This window comes from Embleya sp. NPDC059213, assembly GCF_042754445.1.
GTDB lineage: Bacteria > Actinomycetota > Actinomycetes > Streptomycetales > Streptomycetaceae > Embleya.
On record NZ_JBHZAV010000118.1, the window covers coordinates 1 to 14352 of the forward strand.

The window sequence follows — 14352 nt, forward strand, 5'->3', positions numbered from 1 at the left end:
GAGCCGATCCGGCGCCGACGCACATGCGGTCCGCTGCCCACCCGCCGGACCCGCCGCGGTCCTACCGGTGACCACCCGCGACGCCGGGTCGGGTCGGGCCGCCGCCGAGCGCCGATGCCCCGTCGCGGGAGAGCACCGAGGCCCGGTTGCGGAAGGCGTCCTCGCGCGCCGCCTGCGCCGGGTGGCGCGAGCGCCAGTACGGGTTGTCGTGCGGCAGATGGCCGCTCACCCTCCCGTACAAACCGAACGTCATCACCAGCAGGCCGACCACGAAGCTGAAGATCACGTTCGGCATCTCGAAGGACAGATAGTTGATGTCCGGGGTGCCGATCAGGCCCAGGTTGACGAAACCGCTGATCACGAACAGCGCGCCCACCACGATGTTCACGGTCGAGGCGGTGTTGCCGCCGATGATCGCGCCGATGATCAGGATCGCGCCGACCACGACCGAGATCAGGCTCAGCGCGCCGTTGGTGGACATCCCGGCGACCTGGCGCCCGGTGGTGGAGAAGAAACCGACGTTGTTCGTGAAGCCCAGGACACCGAACGTGATCAGCACGAGCCCCATGAACCCGCCGCCGTACCGGTAGACCTGTCCGAGCCGGTGATCGACCGGCAATCCTTCGTCCAACAAGCCCGTCATGGTCGCCTCCCAACACTTAATTTTGTGGTGAAAACTCCCCTCTATCCCTTTTCCCGGAAATACTCGTTCAACGCCGCACGCGACTTGTTCGACCCCGCGCGCCTCGTTCGACGCCGCACGCGACTCGTTCGACGCCCCAAGCGGACGGGCGGGCGGGCGACTCAGCCGATCAGCTCCACGTGCGCCTCGCGGATCCCGTACACGAACGCGTTCGGCATCTGGACCACCGCGCTGTCCGGGACCGCCCGCAGCTCGCGCACCCGGGCGAGCAATTCCTCGAAGAAGACCCGGATCTCCAGCCGGGCCAACGGCGCACCCAGGCAGAAGTGCGTGCCGAAACCGAAGGTGATGTGGTCGTTGGGCGTGCGCGTCACGTCGAACCGCTCGGGCTCGGCGAACACCGCCGGATCGCGGTTGGCCGAGCCGTACATCAGCACCACCTGGTGTCCGTCCGGGATCACCGTGTCACCGATGCGCTGGTCTCCGACCGCGACCCGACACATGTTGTGGATCGGCGTGCTGTACCTGATGAACTCCTCCGTCGCGACCGCGAGGTCGGCGCCCGCGCGCAGCAGTTCCCACTGCTCCGGGTGTTCGAGCAGATACAGGAAGGTGCGCGCGATCACCGTGCGGGTGGTCTCCGCGCCGCCGTCGAGCAGCAGCAGGCAGTCGCTCGCCACGTCGGCCGGCCCCACCGGCTCGCCGTCGATGTGGGCCGTGGTCCACACCGACATCACGTCGTCGGCCGGACACGCCTTCTTCGCCTCGTACAGCCCCAGCGCCGACCGGATGAACTCGCCCGCCGCGGCCCGGCCGTCCTCGCTCAGGTAGCGCGGGCCGCCGCCGAGCGCGATGGTGCGCTCGGACCAGTCGCGCAGTCGCGGCCAGTCCTCGTCCGGGAAGCCCAGCAGGCGGCCGATCATCTTCGCGGGCAACACCGAGGCGAGGTCGCCGACCACCTCCACGGTGCCCTTGGCCACGGCGGCGTCCAGGATCTCCACGCACGTCGCGCGCACGTGCTCCTCCCACTCGCGCACGCCGCGCGGGGTGAACCACTTGCTGACCAGCCTGCGCCGCTTGTTGTGCAGCGGGTTGTCCAGGCCGATGATCGCCGGGTCGGCGGGCAGGTTCGGGCGGTAACCACCCTTGCTCCGGTCGGAGTTGACGAAGTGGTCGCTGCGCGCCTCGACATCCTTGACGTCCGCGTACCGAAAGACGCCCCACAGCTCGTTGCCCGCGTCCCAGGCGACCGGTTCGTGCTCGCGGAACCACGCGTAGTCCGGATAGGGGCCGTTCGCGTACCAGTCGCCGTCGAGCAGATCCAGGCTCGGCCGCGGGGTCGGCGGTGTCGTCGTCATGGGTGGGGTCCTCCGCATCGCGTCCTGGCCCGGGACGGGCTCGGGTACGCAATCACGAAGCGGGAGCGGAAACCATAGCCGCGCGGGCGGTCCACCACCCGCGCGGCGCGGACCGGCCCACCGGGCTCGGCGCCCCGACCTACGCGGGCTTGAGGACGACCTGGCCGTTGGTGACCGTGATCTGCTTCGCGGCGAGCGGGCGCGGGGCCGGGCCGCCGAGCACCGCACCCGTGCTCGCGTCGAAACTGCTGCCGTGGCACGGGCAGTTGATCTTGCCCGCCGCCACGCTGCCGACCAGGCACTGCTGGTGGGTGCACACCGCGGTGAACGCCTTGAAGTCGCCGGCGGTGGGCTGGGTGACCACGACCTTGGCGTCGTCGTAGATCTTGCCGCCGCCGACCGGCACGTCGCCGACCGGACCGAGCGTCTTGTCGCCGCCGGAGCCGTCGGAGGACTTGTCCTTCGAGTCGCCGTCGTCGCTGCCGCAGGCCACCAGGGTCGCTCCGGCGGCGGCCACGACGGCGCCGCAGACCAGGACCCGCCGGGTCGGCTCGGCCCTACCGGTCCGGGCGACCGTGGTCGTCGGTGGGGTGCCGGTCGGCTCGGTGTTCGGGTCGGTCGTTCGCATCGGGTGCCTCCGTCGTCGTCCCCGACGCCGGCCGGTCACGCGGCGCCGATGCAACGGAAACGTACGCGAGCGGCTCGTGGTTCGACGGATCCGTGAAGCGAACGGGTTCAACGAGTGCGGAGTTCGCCACGACCGGTTCGGCGGGCCCGATCGGCTCGGCGATTTCGGCCGGATCCACCGGGTGGCCGGGCACCGCGTTCGGGTCCGGGCCGGCGCCGCCCGACTTGGGTCCGTCGGGTTCGTCGACGTGGCCCGGCAGGGTGAAGGCGATTCGGGCGCCCTCGGTGTGGTCGGTGTCCACGGCGATCCGGCCGCCGTGCTGTTCGACGATCCGCTTGGCCATCGCGAGCCCGATGCCGCTGCCGGTGTAGGTCTCGCGCGGGTGCAGGCGTTGGAAGGCCGCGAACACCCGTTCCGCCGCCTCGGTGGGGATGCCGATCCCGTTGTCGGTCACGGTGATCCGCCACCCGGCGGCGGCGGGCTCGGCGTCGACGCGCACCCGCGGCTGCTCGTACGGGCGCTGGAACTTCACCGCGTTGCCGAGCAGATGCCGGATCAGCGTGGCCAGCAGCCCGGGATCGGCCTCGACCACCGGCAGTCGCCCGTGTTCCAGCTCGGCGCCGGTGTCCTCCACCTGGTCCGCCATGTCCAGCCAGGTCTGCCGCACCAGTTCGCCCAGGTCGACCTCGGCGTTCTCCGCGCGTGAGCGGCCCACCTCGGTGAGGGTGACCATCTCGTCGATCAGCATCTGCAGCCGGCGGGCGTTGTCGATGGTGAAGTCGATGTACTGCCGGCCGCGTCGATCCAGCACGTCCTCGTAGCGCTCCTGGAGCATCCGGCCGAACGAGACGATCCGCCGCAGCGGGTCCTGCATGTCGTGCGTCGCGGCGTACGCGAAGCGATCCAGGTCGGCCTGGGCGAGCCGGGCCCGCCGCGCGTGTTCCTCGACCCGGCCGCGCAGCTCGGCCAGTTCGCGGACCAGCTCGCGGGACCGCGTGCGCTCGCCGTCCAGCGTCCGGTCCCGTTCGGCGAGCAGTTCGGTCAGCCGGGCGACCCTCGCGCGGTCGCGGTGCGCCCGGTCCTCGCCGTCCCTGGCCCGGTCGCGCAGGGCCGCCATGACGTCGGCGATCCGGTCGAACTCGCGACTGTCGTAGCGCCCGGCCGGCGGCTCCCGGGTCGGATCGGCCAACCGGGCGAGCGGTTGCTCGACCGTACGCCGCAAGGCGCTCTCGATCAGCACCGTCGACCCGACCACGAGCAGCAGATCGATGCCCAGCACCAGGAGCAGGCCGCGTGAGCGCGCGTCGCCGTCCAGGGTCAGGCCCACCACCAGCGCGGCGACGGTGGCGATCATGACCGCCACGCACGGCACCCAGATCAGCCGCAGCCGAGCACGCACCGTCCACCACGAGTCCTCGGACCCAGCCATCGGTACCCCCGCCTCTCCGGCCGCCCTCGTGGAACAAGGAAAGTGTGGCAGCGCCGGGCCCGGGGCACGAGGGCATGATCCGGCCGCCCGGATGCGGGCGGGCCGGTCCGGACGCGCCTTCGAAAAGGGTGCACGGACCATGGAAGTTTCTTAAGGCAGTCATAAATCACCCATACCGGGGTGCCGATGTCGCCGGCCCTCGGGATACGGTCGCAGGGTCGCCAGGCGCGTTTGGAGAGACGGCGCCGGGCCGGCACACGAAGAAAAGCGGGGGATTCCTGCGACCGTCGCCCACCTCCCACCCGTTGGGGCGACGGTCGGAGGAACACTTCGTCACGACCCGGTGACCGTGCGGGCAATCGGTCTGATTCCTCCCCACCGGGGTATCCACCCAGCCGGTAGCGTCCACAACCGAGGCCGTAACCCGCTGAGATTGGTGGTCGAGTGTCCCGACTGGCTGCGGATGCCCGGGCGAACCCGCGCAGGCGTCGACCGGCGATCGGTATCGCCCTTTGTGTGCTCGCGGTGCTGGTGGCGGTCGCCTTGGCGTCGGGCGGGCGGATCTCCGGCCATCCGCGAGCGCGCGGCACCGGCGACACCTCCCGCGGCTACCACCTCCCGGACCCCGCGGAGGGCGACCGGACCGCGGCGAACCTGCTGGGCGCGGCGCCCACCGATGCGCCCTCGGCGCCCGCGCCCCCGGTGCCCACCGAGTCCTCGACCGAGGTCGAGCCGCTGCCGGCGTCCGAACCGCTCCAGGCGAGCACGATCGCGGCGACTCCGGCGATCGGCGCGCTGTTGCGTGCGGGCGACGGGGAGGACCCGGAGCACTTCTGCACCGCGACCGTGGTGCAGTCGCCGAATCGGAACCTGGTGGTCACCGCCGCGCACTGCGTGTACGGCGACGCCTTCACGACCGACATCGCCTTCGCGCCCGGCTATCACGACGGCGTGATGCCGTACGGCGTGTGGGTCCCGTCCCGGATCGACGTGGATCCGCGCTGGGTCACCGACGGGGACCCGGCCTACGACGTCGCCTTCCTTCAGGTCCGCCGCCCGGGCTCGGACGAGCGGATCGAGACCGTCACGGGCGCCGAACGACTCGCCTTCGGCTCCTCGCCTTCGCGGCCGGCGCGGCTGGTCGGCTACCCGGACGACGAGGACGAGCCGATCGGCTGCCAGAACACCACCGCGGCCTACTCCGACACCCAACTGCGCTTCGACTGCGCGGGCTTCCCGGCGGGCACCAGCGGCGGCCCGATGATCACGGACATCGACCCCGCGAACGACCGCGGCACGGTGATCGGCGTGATCGGCGGCTACGAGCAGGGCGGCGACGACCTCACCTCGTACAGCAGCTACTTCGGCCCCGACATCGCCGCCCTGTACGACCGAGCCGGCACCGCCGAGGTGAGCCCCACGACCTGAGGCGACCCCACAAACACCGAAACCCCGGCCGAAGCCGGGGTTTCCCACCCGTACGGGCACGGTGCCCCCAGCAGGATTTGAACCTGCGACACCCGCTTTAGGAGGACTGCGGACGGGGCGGCCTAGGCTTGCCACCTGCGCACATGCCTCGTGAGTGGCGCTCTGTGACCCCTGGATTCCCAGATTTTGACTGCGTTTCGTCCCATGAGCCGTCCCACGGCCGTCGTCCCACCGGGGCGCGAGAACTGCGCCTGTGGTGGCGTTCAGCGACGGAATGTACTGGGCTTCCTCGCCCATGACCGTTTCGGGCGGGCGTCTCAATCCGGAGACGCGGCGTCTACGAGTTGAGTTCTAATGAGCATAGAATCTAGCCTTGTCCCATCGTGGGACGAAGTCAGCGGTGGTGTCGTCGGCCTTGGTTGACCACCACCAAACACACGAAGACCCCGCCAGCCTGGTAGCAAGGACGGGGCCCACGTGTCATTCAACGCAGTGGCCTGGTGGCATCAGCTGCCAGGGCCATTGCCGTTGTAGAGGTCCCAGACCACACGTAGCAGCGTGTAGATCGTGGCCGCCCACCTACGAACCGCTGCAACGGATCGCCCGGCAAGACTGCGCAGATCTCGCTTCCTAAGCCACTGGGCCGTCGTCAGCGAAATCACCCCCTCCTGGTTTTGGGCTCACGTGTTCGTGGGCCCCGCGCGGAGGTCACGATGCGCCCGGCACAGGTGGGGTTTGTTGCGGGGCCGAGCTTACCGGTCCGGCTGGAGCGCAAAAGACAACTGGCGTTCAGGCGCCGGACATTGCTGTACGCCCCGTTGAGCCTCCGTCACGCGTCGACGGCCGCGATGTGTGGGTTGACCAAAAACCTCGGAGACCGCTTGCGACCCCTGCTTCTGGGTTCGCGTTCTGGAGGGGGGAGTTGAGCGATCCATCCGTGTTCTTCGAGATCGTTCAACGCACCGGAGATGTCGTCCATCTCCTTCGCCCAACGCCGCCCCTTCACGGCTTGCCACACATCACGGGCGGAGAAGTCGCCGGTCGGCTCAGGTCGGCCCCGCAGCCAGGTGAGCATGTCGCGCAGCGGAGTCAGACGGGTTTCACTGTCCGCTCCCATCAGGTCGAAGACGGCCTTGGCGTGGGCGATCAGGTACGGGGCTAGAGCGAGGACATCGGCCATGCGATCTCGCGTGATCAGCGTCGATGAGGGGGCCTCGTAGACGGTGAGGCATGCGGCGATGCGGATGAGTTGGCCTCGGAACTTGCCTGCCCAGTCGGCGACGGCGTGCAGGTCGCCGCCGGGCTTTCGGCGGCGGGCGAAGTCGTTGTAGAAGTCGGCGAAGAGCGCTCGGGCGCCTTCGTCGAGTTCGAGTGTGAGGACCTGGTCGTGGCTCCAGACGCGTTCGACCACGGCGCGGATGCGCCGGGCGTACGTGGCGGCGATCTCGGGTGGGACCGGCGGCGAGTCGAAGGTGTCTTCCGTGGTCGGTGCGGGGCGGGCGTACAGGAAGCGGCCCAGGAGGCCGTTCTCGCGGAACTCCGGATTCTTCGTCTCGATGCCGGCCAGGACGCCGGGCTGGATGAGCAGACCGATGGCGATGAACGTGCGGTCCATGCGCGCGGACGCCCGACCGGTTCGGTCGATCGTGTACGGGCTGCCGGTGTATGCCTCCAGCAGGAGGTCCGTGTTGGCCTGGCCCTTGTTGCCGTACATCCCGGCCGCGACCTTGAGCAGCCCGGCCTCCGACGCGAGCGTGCCGATGCGGCCACCGTTCTCGGACATGCGCATGCTGATCGCTTCGAGAGTGGCGTCCCGGATGAGCAACCGCGGGGGAGCGGGAGTCTCGCCCAGCTCAAGCAGCTTCATCCGCGCGGACTCGGCATCCGAGAGTGCGTCCTCGGGACGATCCGAAGTGGCGGCCTTCTGCTCGGCCTTGGCCATCCGACCCTGTGTGATCCGGATTTCCTGGGCGGTTGCCTCAAGATCGGGCAGGGCCGCCTCGATCAGCTCTGTCTCGATCCGACGAAGCGGCGCCGCCGCGGCGTTGAGCGCGGGCGTCTTCTTGTCGGATGAATCGGCAAGAGCAGCCAGGTAGAGCGCAAGCGACTCGTGCCAGTCCGGCTTGACGCGCACCTGACGGCGCCCACCGGTCGCCGTCGAGATTGTTGCCAGTGCGGCGAACGCCACCAGGTCCGGCGGGACTTGGAGCGACGCGGCCGTCGCGTCGACGAATTCGGCGAGTTCGCCGAGACGTTGTGTCGGAAATGGCGGCAGCGGTCGGACGTCGACGGGAATCGGCTCGTCCCACTCGTCGTCGATCCGCGTCCCGGAATCCCCAGAAACGTGAGCCGATCCCGAATCGTGGGATCGTGGAGGCATTGTGGGAATTGTGGGACGCGGATCGGTGTCCACGAGATCGTCAAAACCAAGTCCGGCGGCAAGGTGATCGGTGACATCCTTGCCGCTCGCCGGTTCCTTCACCGACACGGGAACCCCGGACCGACGCAACGAATCCGCTACCTGCGCGGCATGCCTGCGGCCCGGCTCGTCCCGATCGGCGATGACGACGACCAAGCTGGCACCGCGCAGAGCGTGGCTGTACTCCTCCCGCCATTTCCCGGCGCCGCCCGGGTTGCAGGTGGCCACCGTGCTGAGGGCGGTCAGGCTGTCGACGTCCTTCTCGCCCTCGACCACGAGGATGGTGCCGCCGGCGGCGGCCTCCTGCAGGACGGCGGGCAGTCGATAGAGGACCTGGCGGATGCCCTTGGTGCCGTATTCGCCGCCGGGTCGGGACCGCAGGAAGTCCTTGGCGTGGCCGTTCTTCCCGGGCTCCCAACGCTCTACGAGAAAGAGAACCTCGCCGTTCTCGTCGCAGTACGGATAGTCCGCGACCTTCCGACGGCGGACACCACGCAATTCCCCGCGTGGTTCGTCGTACAGATCGGCGAGTGTCATCCCGAGGGCATCGACCACGGCTTCGACCGAGCAGCCCGCGTGGCAATAGAGCACGGCGGCCATGCCGTCGCTGCTGCGAGAAACGGCAAGCGACGGATTGTTGTCGTCATGGGCGGGGCACTGCCAGTTCGGCCCGCTGTTGCGTTGTCCACGATTCCGGAGTGCGGCCGTGATCCGGTCGAACGCGGAACGAGAGGGTTGAGCCATGGGGATGGCCCCGGGCACGAGGCCCGGGGCCACAGTCGTGTCGGTCACCGGCATCTCATCCGATCGTGCAGTGCGGTGGGGGATTTCACGCGATGGCCTCTGCGGCCCCTTGCTGCATGAGGCAGTTCGCCTTGCGCGTGGCGGCTGTGCCGCTGGGGGTCTCGAACCACTGCTGGTCGACGATGCGTTCGCGTTTGATGTCGCGGGCGGTCCCGGCCGGGCCGGGTGGGTCCGGCCGGGACCGCAGTTGCAGGGGTTACCGGCAGAGGCCGAGGGTGGTGTTGGGGCGCGGTGCGCGGCAGGTCTGGGCGTGGCCGGCGGCCCAGGTCCGGGCGGTGTCCGAGATGCGTGCCCGCTCTGCTTGGGTGTCGCGGCCCTGGGTGTCCCAGGTCTCACCGGCGGGGCAGCCGGTGCAGCAGGCGGAGACGACGAACCAGCCGAAGTCCTGGCTGGGGACGAGGGTGACGTTGCACCCGCCGGTGGTGGTGACGCCGGTGCGTGAGGTGAGGATCGACATGGTGTGCTCCTGGGTGGTCGGGTTGGGTCGCTGCGTGCGACCGCGGTCCTGGCCGGGCCGGGTGGGTCCGGTCGGGACCGCGGTCGCGCGGGCTACCGGCCCGGCGCGGCCGAGGCGGTGTGCCGGTTGTCGTCCATGAGCGGCCAGTGGACGTCGCGGTGGATCAGCTCGACAACGGCGCCGCGCTTGGTGAGCAACTCGGCGACGCGGCGGGCGAGTCCGACGGAGCGGTGCCTGCCTCCGACGCACCCGGCCGCGACGGTGATCGGCCCGCCGGCCAACTCGATGCGCAGGTCCGCGGCGAGGTCGGCGGCGGACCGGGCCACCAACTCGATGCCGGGGGTGACGAGGACGTGGTCGTACACCGGGTGGTCCAGGCCGGTCATCGCGCGCATGGTCGGGTCCGCGTGCGGGTTACGGAAGCCCCTGCGGAGGTCGTAGGTCAGGTCGGCGATCGGGGCGGGTCCGTGTCCGTAGCCGAACGAGACGATCCGCATGTCGATGTCGATGTCGGTGCGGGCGTCGGCGGGTGGGACCGCGGGCGAGGTGTCGGTCGATCGCGCGGCCGTGCACCGCTCGCACGCCGTTTCGCCGGGCACGATCGAGTGGTCGTAACAGGCGGGGTTGTGACCGGCGACCAGGGCGACGGTCTCGGCGGCGAGATTGGACCAGGCGTCGCGCGCGGCGCCGTACTGCACACGCAGCATCTCCACCGCCCACGCGCGGGCGTCCGGGGCCATCTCGTCGGCGGGGACGCCGCGGTGGTACCAGCCGGTGGTGGCGTCGTGAACCCCGACGAGCGAGGGCGCCGAGATCTCCACGCAGATTCCGCTGCCGACCCACGCGCCGATCCCGTGGTCGATCTCGATCTCGCGGCGGTCGACCAGGTCGACCGCGCGGGTCCACGCGTCGGGGGTTTCGGCGAGGACCAGGTTGGTGGCGGCGACCGTGGCGCCGTGCAGGCTCGCGAACGGGCCGGTGCGTCCGTGGCGGGGGGAGATGACGTCGTACGCCACCGCGAGGGTGGCGGCGACGGCCTCGGGCGTGGGGATCGTGGCCTTTCGGCGGATGGTCTCGACGTTCTCGGTCATGATGGTGGTCCCTGTCTCGTGTGATGCGGATAGGGCCCGGGGCGGCCGACGATGCCTGGCGGTGCTGGCGGTCGCTCCGGGGCGAACCTCTTGTGTTGGCGGATCGGGACGGGTGGCCGGTTCGGTCGCCCTCCGAGGCCCCGGGGGTGCGGGGTCCGGGACCGGGGAGAGCGGCCGGTCAGCGCGGGTAGCCGAGGTCGCCGGGGTCCTTGCCCGAGCGCAGTCCGTCGAGCAGGCGCGTGTACTCGACCACCTGCTCGCCGTACCAACCGGCGGAGATACGGGCCTGCTCGCGGTGTTCGACCGTGGCGGACAGGTCGGCGGCGATCCGGTTCGCGGTCAGCAGGGAACGCTCGGTCGTGCCGAGCGTGGACGCGAGGCCGTCGATCTCGGCCTGCCGCTGTTCGGGGGTCCAGGGGATGCGGGGCATGGCGGGGTCCTGTCTCGTGTGATGCGGATAGGGCCCGGGGCGGCCGACGATGCCTGGCGGTGCTGGCGACTCGCCCCGGGGCCTGGTCAGACGTAGTGCTGCAGCGGTACGAGGACCGTGACCGCCACCGCGAGCAGCAGCAGTTGCAGGGCGGCGGCTCGGAACAGCCGCGTCTTGCGGGCGGTGATGCTCATCAGTGACAGCAGCTCGTGCGCGAGCTCGGTCGGCTCGTCCTTCACCGCGACGAGGGCGACCAGCAGTTCTGCGTCGAGCAGGCGGACGTCGCCGCCGAGCCAACTGCCGTGCCGGGGGATCAGGACCGCGAGGAGATCCATGGCGGTGGTGGCGAGCACGAATCCGAACGCCGCTGTGTAAACGCCGGCGGGGTCGAGCTGGGCGAGCGCGGCGGCGGCGATGCCGACCAGGACGAGCCCGAGGCCCGCCTTCTGGTCGGTCGCGCGGATGGTGGCGATCGTGTCGTCGATCCGCCGGTGCAACTGGGCGACGGTCGCCTCGGCTTGGCCGGGCGAAGGGGCGTGGTTCGTCATCGCGGTGTCCTTCCGGACGGGTGTCAGGTGTCAGGTGTCAGAGGTGTCGGCCCACCCGTTTTTCCCTGTGCGCATACGTGTGCGAGGTGTCAGACGGGTTGTGACATGTCCGGGGTGTCAGGGCGCTCCGACCAGGGCGGACGCGTCCTGCCACCGGTCGGTCCAGCGGTACGTGCCGGTCGCCGGGCGCTCCAGGCGGCCGTCCTCGATGAGCCGGGCCAACTCGCCCATCGCCCACGGCCGTTTGCGACCGACGCTGGTCACAGCCGCCGACAGGTCGTTCGGGGCGAACGACTCCCGGCCCTCGATCCGCAGTTCCTCGATCCGCGCCTCCAGGGCGGCGACCGAGACCTCACGACTCCGCCGGAACGGCGTCGGCTCGGCAAGCGCGACCGCCGGACGGCCCGTCGACGGGATCTCCTCGTCGATGTCGATGTCGATGTCGACGTCGCCGAGGCCGTCGTCCTGGACGCCGGTGCCCTTGGGCTCGAACGGGATCGGCGCGTCCGTGCCGTCCGTCGCGTCGTCGGTGGTGCTCTCGTTCACGTTGTCCTCCGAACCGGCCGCGTCGGAGCGGGCGTCGGCCACGGCCTCCTTGAGCGAGACGGGGTTGTTGCGGTTGGCGAACGCGCTTCCGGCCGCCCCGGCGGTGATCGGGTCGGAGACGGCGCGCAGGGCCTTGTGGACGGCGATGACCTTGCGCAGCTTCTTCGGGTCGGACATGTACGAGCGGACCGGTGTCGCCCACAGCTCGCGCGGGACACCGGGGGCAACCAGGTAGTGCATGCCGGGCTGGGTGTTGCCCCAGCGGACCGGGTCGCCGCCCGCCTCGGTGATCTCGTCCGGCGTGACATACGAGGCGTCGATGTCCTCGCCCTGCCCGTGGATGAGGCCGCCGGGGAACTGACCGCGGCTCTTGCGCGGGATGACGGTGTGGTCGAAGACCTGTGCCGACGCGCCGAGTGAGACGCCGGCCGAGCGCGCCTCCTGCCCGGCCGTCACCCACGCCTTGTTGCCCGCCAGCACTCGCGACGCCTCTTCGATCTGCACGTACAGGAACGGCATCCCGTATCGGTCGTAGACCTCGGGCACCCACTGCTTGTAGCCCCAGCGGCCGAGCTGGTCGGCCCGCGCGGTGATCACCTCGGGCAGGGCGTTGATCAGCGCGCGAGTGCGGGCCGCGCCGATCGCGACCCACTCGAACGCGTCGGCGATGTCCTGGAGGGTCTGCGAGCCCTTCCCCGGGTCGCCGATCCACATCACCACCCGCCGCCGCGTGGCGATCTCCGCGACGACGTCGATCATCGACTCGCCCTTGCCCGCGCCGGTCATCCCGGAGAACAACAGGTGTGTGACCGGCCGCGGTTGCCGGCCCTTCCCACCCGGCTCGCCCGGCAGCCAGAACTCGGCCGGGCGGCCGTCGTCGTAGATGCCGTGCCGGATCGGCTCCGAGATACACGCCCCCGGCCGGGACGGACCCGGCCACGGGATCGGGTCCTTCAGCAGGTCCCTGACCACGATCGACAGGTGCGCGCGGTCGCTCCGCTCCGGGTCCTCCCGCACGGTCACCCCGCGCTCGTGGATCCCCAGCGCACCGGCGAGATGCTTGCGCGAGCCCTGCACGTCGTCCACCGTCAACTCGCCCGGCGGGAGTTCGAGCGTGGCCGTGAGCTTCTGACCCTCGACCACCGGGTTGAGTACCTTCGTGCCCTTGAGGCGGGCGACCTTGTCGAAGAGATCCGACCCGGCACCGGCGGGCAGCGCCTTGGTCTCCCCGCCGTTGCGGGTGAGCTTGCGGATGTTCCACGACAGCGCGGTCCCGATGCCCAGGATTGCCCAGGCCGACAACGCGCCCGGCGACATCGGGTCCACCGTCGCCGACAACGGCATCGCGCCCGTCGCCAGCGCCGTGGTCACGGTCGCGTGCCACCGCCACAACGGCGCACTGTTCGGCGACACCTTCGCCGTCCCGGCCGTCAGCGCGGCCGACGCGAGCGTGGCGGCCATCACCGGGCCGGGCTGATCCACCCACGCGGTGTGCGCCACGTTCGCTGCCCCGAATGTCGCCCCGGCCAGCAGCCACGGCGGGGTGAACGGCATCAACCGGGAGACGACCGCCCCGGCGGCCTGTGTCGCGGCCTTCGCCGCAGGACCGGCCGCCATTACTTGTTCTCCTCGAATCCGAACGCGCGGGCGGACTTCTTCTTCCTCTGCGGGTTCATCTCCAGCTCGTACTGCTTCTCGAAGCTCCGCCACGCGCGCACCATCGACGCCGCCGCGTGCTGCGACGCGTCGGCCGCAGTGCGGATGTGACCGGAGATCAGCCGAGCCCGCTTGTGCGAGGGGCTCAGCCCGCTCCCCGCCGGGGGGTCCGGGACCTCCATCAGGAACGACTGCAACTCCTCCGCGCTGACGTTGAGTTCGATGGCCAGCAGTCGGAACGCCTTGCGCGCCCGGTTGCAGTACTCGCGCAACGCGGCATCGGTGATCAGCTCGGTGTCACCGAGGATCGGATTGGACATGAACGGCCCCCTGGGTCGTGTGGTCGGTCGTGATCGGCGGGTCGTAGGCCGGGCCCGCTCCGCCCCGCCCCGACCACGAGGGCCGGGTCGGGACGGAGCCGGTCAGGACCGCGAGAACGGATCGATCGGCGGGACGAACGGCCCCAACCGCAGCGCCTCGGAAACACCCACCCGCGCCGGTTCGGCGGGCACGGGCGGGGCGTCCTGCCCCGCCGGGCCCACGTCGACCTCATCGGGCGTCGCGGTGACCATCGCCACCCTGCGAATCGCGTCCAACGACGCGTACAACGAGGAGTGCGCGTCCTCCAGGATCCCGACGAACGCCGGTCCGACGTGCAGCAAATCGGCCTGGAGCGCGTGGTGCTCGACCAGCGCGTGGGCATACGCGACACCCTCGATCGCCCGCAGCAACTCCGGCTGGAGCGTGCCGGGCAAGGTCACCGTCGCCGAACCGTCGGCACGGACGTACCGCCCCGCGTCCGCCACCGCCCACGCGAGCAACGTCCCCATCTCGCCGACCGTGCACGTCGACCAGGCCGACGGCGTCGAGCGGCGGAACCAGGACTTGATACGACCGAACATCGAAACCACCCCC

13 protein-coding genes are annotated in these 14352 nt (G+C 70.4%); 1 reads left to right on the top strand and 12 read right to left on the bottom strand.

The window, feature by feature from the left end:
- Positions 1-61 precede the first annotated feature (61 nt).
- The 4 genes from ACFXMF_RS32830 to ACFXMF_RS32845 all read right to left on the bottom strand — a co-directional run bounded on the left by ACFXMF_RS32830 (position 62) and on the right by ACFXMF_RS32845 (position 4058).
- Positions 62-643 (bottom strand): DUF4383 domain-containing protein, encoded by a 582-nt coding sequence (locus ACFXMF_RS32830; RefSeq protein WP_360318179.1) that lies wholly within the window; start codon positions 641-643, stop codon positions 62-64.
- Positions 644-804: 161 nt separating this feature from the next.
- Complete coding sequence (locus ACFXMF_RS32835; protein WP_360318176.1) at positions 805-2001, bottom strand: cytochrome P450; 1197 nt, start codon at positions 1999-2001, stop codon at positions 805-807.
- A gap of 139 nt (positions 2002-2140) precedes the next feature.
- A complete protein-coding gene (locus ACFXMF_RS32840) occupies positions 2141-2629 on the bottom strand; it encodes a Rieske (2Fe-2S) protein (RefSeq protein WP_360318174.1) in 489 nt (162 codons plus the stop codon).
- Positions 2559-4058, bottom strand: coding sequence for an ATP-binding protein (locus tag ACFXMF_RS32845; protein WP_379988477.1), 1500 nt, complete (start codon positions 4056-4058; stop codon positions 2559-2561). Before ACFXMF_RS32845 ends, ACFXMF_RS32840 begins: the two co-directional genes overlap by 71 nt.
- A gap of 444 nt (positions 4059-4502) precedes the next feature.
- Here ACFXMF_RS32845 and ACFXMF_RS32850 point away from each other — a divergent pair, with 444 nt between their 5' ends.
- Positions 4503-5486 carry a serine protease gene (locus ACFXMF_RS32850; RefSeq protein ID WP_360318168.1) on the top strand — a complete coding sequence of 328 codons (984 nt, stop codon included), beginning with the start codon at positions 4503-4505 and terminating at the stop codon, positions 5484-5486.
- Positions 5487-6315: 829 nt separating this feature from the next.
- On the opposite strand, the gene ACFXMF_RS32855 is transcribed toward ACFXMF_RS32850, so the two are convergent.
- The 8 genes from ACFXMF_RS32855 to ACFXMF_RS32890 form a co-directional block, all read right to left on the bottom strand.
- The gene (locus ACFXMF_RS32855) at positions 6316-8697 is read right to left on the bottom strand and encodes a DUF3987 domain-containing protein (protein WP_379988479.1); all 2382 of its coding nucleotides are present in this window, start codon (positions 8695-8697) and stop codon (positions 6316-6318) included.
- A 208-nt stretch (positions 8698-8905) separates the two neighbouring features.
- Positions 8906-9166, bottom strand: a complete 261-nt coding sequence (locus ACFXMF_RS32860; RefSeq protein ID WP_379990430.1) for a hypothetical protein — start codon at positions 9164-9166, stop codon at positions 8906-8908.
- A 92-nt stretch (positions 9167-9258) separates the two neighbouring features.
- The gene (locus tag ACFXMF_RS32865; protein WP_379990429.1) at positions 9259-10257 is read right to left on the bottom strand and encodes a hypothetical protein; all 999 of its coding nucleotides are present in this window, start codon (positions 10255-10257) and stop codon (positions 9259-9261) included.
- A gap of 178 nt (positions 10258-10435) precedes the next feature.
- Positions 10436-10687 (bottom strand): hypothetical protein, encoded by a 252-nt coding sequence (locus ACFXMF_RS32870; RefSeq protein ID WP_379990428.1) that lies wholly within the window; start codon positions 10685-10687, stop codon positions 10436-10438.
- A gap of 86 nt (positions 10688-10773) precedes the next feature.
- Complete coding sequence (locus tag ACFXMF_RS32875) at positions 10774-11235, bottom strand: hypothetical protein (protein WP_379990427.1); 462 nt, start codon at positions 11233-11235, stop codon at positions 10774-10776.
- Between the two features lie 117 nt (positions 11236-11352).
- Positions 11353-13398 carry a hypothetical protein gene (locus ACFXMF_RS32880; protein ID WP_379990426.1) on the bottom strand — a complete coding sequence of 682 codons (2046 nt, stop codon included), beginning with the start codon at positions 13396-13398 and terminating at the stop codon, positions 11353-11355.
- Positions 13398-13757 (bottom strand): hypothetical protein, encoded by a 360-nt coding sequence (locus ACFXMF_RS32885; protein ID WP_379990425.1) that lies wholly within the window; start codon positions 13755-13757, stop codon positions 13398-13400. The genes ACFXMF_RS32880 and ACFXMF_RS32885 overlap by 1 nt, the downstream gene beginning before the upstream one ends.
- Positions 13758-13859: 102 nt before the next feature.
- Positions 13860-14339: a hypothetical protein gene (locus ACFXMF_RS32890; protein WP_379990424.1), complete on the bottom strand. Its 480-nt coding sequence runs from the start codon at positions 14337-14339 to the stop codon at positions 13860-13862.
- Between the last annotated feature and the right edge of the window lie 13 nt (positions 14340-14352).